Consider the following 3,199-nt stretch of genomic DNA (forward strand, 5'->3'; position numbering starts at 1 on the left):
GTCCGAACAGGTGACAGTGCGGTAATCCACGGGGCTCGATCACCCGCGAGGGCTCAGCCCGAGATCAGTCCGTCCAGGGATCCTCGCTGGGTTCCGCGCACAAACGGCACGCACGAGGGCGGAAAGTCCTGGGTGAACTTGATGCCTCGCTGGCGTGCCCTGTCGAAGAACTCGGGCAGACGAGCCATCGCCCCACTGGGGATGTCGTGCAGCACCGCCAGCGACCACTGTCGGCGCTCGATGTCTTCCAGGCAACGGTCGACCCAGTGATCGGGCTGATCCCAGTCGTGGCTGATGGAGTTCCACAGGATCAGGGTGTAGCTGTGTTGCTCCAGGTAGCGCACAGACCGAGGGCTGAGCAGGCGGCGATCGAGGACCCCGCCCCGGCCATAGGGACGAAACAATTTATCGGGGTGGGTCAGATTGCCCAGCAACTCCTGTGCCTGACCGATTTCAGTGTCCACCACGTGTGGGTCGGCTGACGTGCCGAGTTGTACGGAGTGCGTCATGGTGTGGTTGCCGATCCAATGCCCCTCGGTGCGGGCGCGCTCGAGAACCGCGCGGCCCTGCGCCTGAAGCTTGTCACCCACCACGAAGAAGGTGGCTGCAACAGCGTTGTCCCGCAGCACGTCGAGTACATGAGAGGTGATCTCGGTCGGCCCATTGTCGAAACTCAGGGTGACGGTGTGCCGCGCACCCTCAGCAGGCTCGCTCGATGCATCGTGCGCAACCACGCGGTCGACCTCCGTATCGCTGTCGAGGCGGGGTCTTGTGGTACACCCCGAACAGATGCACCGTTCGGGGTGTGCCTCGCGACCCTGTCCGTTCGACGCTAGCAGCGGCGCCGACGTATCGGTGCTCGCCCGTCGTCCACGGCTGCGATCGTCATCGGACCCCGAGAGGTTGATTGAGCACCGTCCGCAGAGCGGTCGCGATGTACGGGCCGAAGGTGTTCAGTGATTCCTGCTCGAACAGGGTGTTGGGTACGGTGCGCCAGTCACATCGGTCGGCGTGCGCGGCGGCGCCTGAAAGGCGTGTCTTCAACCACGCGAATGCTCCCGACGCGCCGGTGACGGCGATCGTGCCGTGGGTCGAGGTGACCTGGGGGAGCGGGTTGGGCGGCAGTTGCTCTCGCCGGTAGGTGACGTCGGCACTTCCGCTGCAGTATGCGCGGGCCAGTTTGTCGGTGCCCCTGATGGCTGCCACCTCGTCGGTCACGCCGTTGTAGATGTAGACCGGCGCCGTCGGCCGTCGCGTCGAGATGCCTCGTGCCTGGATTTCGCGTCGAATCACCGGATCGTTCAGGACGACATCGACCGGCTCGTTCAGGTTTGCGCGGTAGTCGAACCACAGATTCGCAACACCATTCTGGCCGACGCAGTGATTACGAGCTTCATCCACGATTGCTCGGCCACCCGGGGTGACATAGCGGCGCAGAGCGGCTTGGAATGCGGGCGAATCTTTGCCGATCGCGGCAAGTGCCGTCGGAATCAAACCAGCCGTAGCTGCGCCATTGACCGCTTTCAGTGATGCCTCGAGATCTCGTTCGGGGGCACCCATCGCGGCACCCGAGATCGCGATGTCGGGGGCGTACGCCGGTTGTTCTTCCACCGCCCAACTCGTGGCGATCGCGCCTCCTGAGTAGCCCCACATGCCGACCGGGTCTCCGCGGCGAGTACCCGCAGGAGAGAAGGACTGAACGGCTCGGACGCCGTCGAGGACCGCGTAGCCGGGTTGGCGGGGAGTCAGGAAGCGGGCGTCGAGCCCTCCGTGGTCGGGAATCGCGACCGCCCAGCCCTGTTCGACACCTGCGGCTGCGAGGAGCAGTTCGAGTCCCGGCAGCGCGAGCGTCAACGGCCCCGCGGGACTGGAGAAGTCGATTGGTGCACCGTGGGTCAGAGAGTACGAGGGGTTGCATACACGCAGCGTCGAGTCGGTAGCGGCCTGGTATGACAACAGTTTCCGTGGCTTCTGCCCGCGGGGCACCATCACAGTGGTGACCGTGGCGTCGGGCTGACCGTTCATACCGGTCGTCCGGTAGAGCAACTGCCATGCGTCGACGTTGACCGGAACCAACTGCAACGCTTTGATGTTCACCTTGCGTGTCCGGAGGATCTGCCCGGGCTTGGCATCCGCGAGCCCCGCAGGGCGGTCATAGAAGGAATCTCGCGGCGGTGCAGGTTCTGCGTTGGCGGCGGGGGTTGTCAGGGGAAACGCACTGAGGAGCACGGCGATCACGAGCGCGATCAGTAGTGCCGGTGCTGCAGTGAGAGATCGAAATCCATTGTGAGGCATGACGGTGGCTCCTCGTCGAGTTGGCCGGATGCTGCATGGGGCGCTTGCGGGGTGGGGCTAGTTGGCGATGATTGCCAGTGCGTCGATCTCGACGAGAATTCCTGGCGGCAGTCCGGCGAACAGGGTTGTTCGCGCCGGATAGGGTTGGGCCAGTTCGTCTTCGAATGCCCGATTGATATCGGTGAACACTTCGGGTGCCTCTGCGAAGACCCAGAGCATCAGAACGTCGGTGTAGTCGAGACCCCGCTCGGCGAGAATCGCCGCGACATTGCGAAGAGCCTGACGGGTCTGGTCGTAAGCGGTGTCGCCTGCGAGGCCGCCCTTCTCCGGGTCGAGGCCGACCTGCTCGGATACCTGAACAACGTTGGCTATCCGAGCACCGCTGGAGTATGGGCCGAACGGCGCCGGCGCCGACGAACTCTGGATGGGATCGATCATGGTGAACCTTTCTGAGCCGAGGACGCGGCGCCTCGGTCACGGATGGGATTGCAGGATGTCGGTGAACACGCGGAGCAGGTTCGCGCCGAGGATCTGGGCGACATCGGACTCGCCGAACCCTGCGTACAGGAGCGCAGCAGCCAGGCCGACGAAGTCGTTCGAGTTTCGATAACCCTCTGCGTACGCCGTGACACCGTTCTTGTCGGTGCCGATGCAGATGTGTTCGATACCAACGCGTTCGGCGAGGTGGTAGGCATGCCGGGCGAAGTCATCGAGATCGCTCATCGCCATCGAACCGATCCGTGCGGGCCAGAGCCCTATCACGCCACCGGTACCGGCGATGGCTTCGATCTCGACGTCGGTGATGTAGCGCGGAAAGTCCCGCACCGACGCGGCGCCTGTGTGGGAGGAGATCAGCGGCCTGGTGGTGGTTTCACAGACCGCGAGAGTCGTGGCCCGGTGGGGG

4 protein-coding genes are annotated in these 3,199 nt (G+C 64.4%); all 4 read right to left on the reverse strand.

Going from position 1 to position 3,199, the window contains the following annotated elements; genetic code table 11:
- Positions 1-53 precede the first annotated feature (53 nt).
- Positions 54-734: a polysaccharide deacetylase family protein gene (locus GOOTI_RS23920; protein ID WP_007241185.1), complete on the reverse strand. Its 681-nt coding sequence runs from the start codon at positions 732-734 to the stop codon at positions 54-56.
- A 151-nt stretch (positions 735-885) separates the two neighbouring features.
- Positions 886-2,295 carry a lipase family protein gene (locus GOOTI_RS23925; protein WP_007241186.1) on the reverse strand — a complete coding sequence of 470 codons (1,410 nt, stop codon included), beginning with the start codon at positions 2,293-2,295 and terminating at the stop codon, positions 886-888.
- 57 nt (positions 2,296-2,352) lie between these two features.
- A complete protein-coding gene (locus tag GOOTI_RS23930) occupies positions 2,353-2,733 on the reverse strand; it encodes a RidA family protein (RefSeq protein WP_007241187.1) in 381 nt (126 codons plus the stop codon).
- Between the two features lie 36 nt (positions 2,734-2,769).
- A partial coding sequence (locus tag GOOTI_RS23935) for a membrane dipeptidase (protein ID WP_007241188.1) occupies positions 2,770-3,199 on the reverse strand: 430 nt, incomplete at its 5' end.

This window comes from Gordonia otitidis NBRC 100426 (assembly GCF_000248075.1).
Taxonomy (GTDB): domain Bacteria; phylum Actinomycetota; class Actinomycetes; order Mycobacteriales; family Mycobacteriaceae; genus Gordonia; species Gordonia otitidis.

Excerpts from the sequence above, each read along its gene's own strand:
- GOOTI_RS23930 (WP_007241187.1), bottom strand. The coding sequence starts at position 2,733 with ATGATCGATCCCATCCAGAGTTCGTCGGCGCCGGCGCCGTTCGGCCCA.
- GOOTI_RS23925 (WP_007241186.1), bottom strand. The coding sequence starts at position 2,295 with ATGCCTCACAATGGATTTCGATCTCTCACTGCAGCACCGGCACTACTG.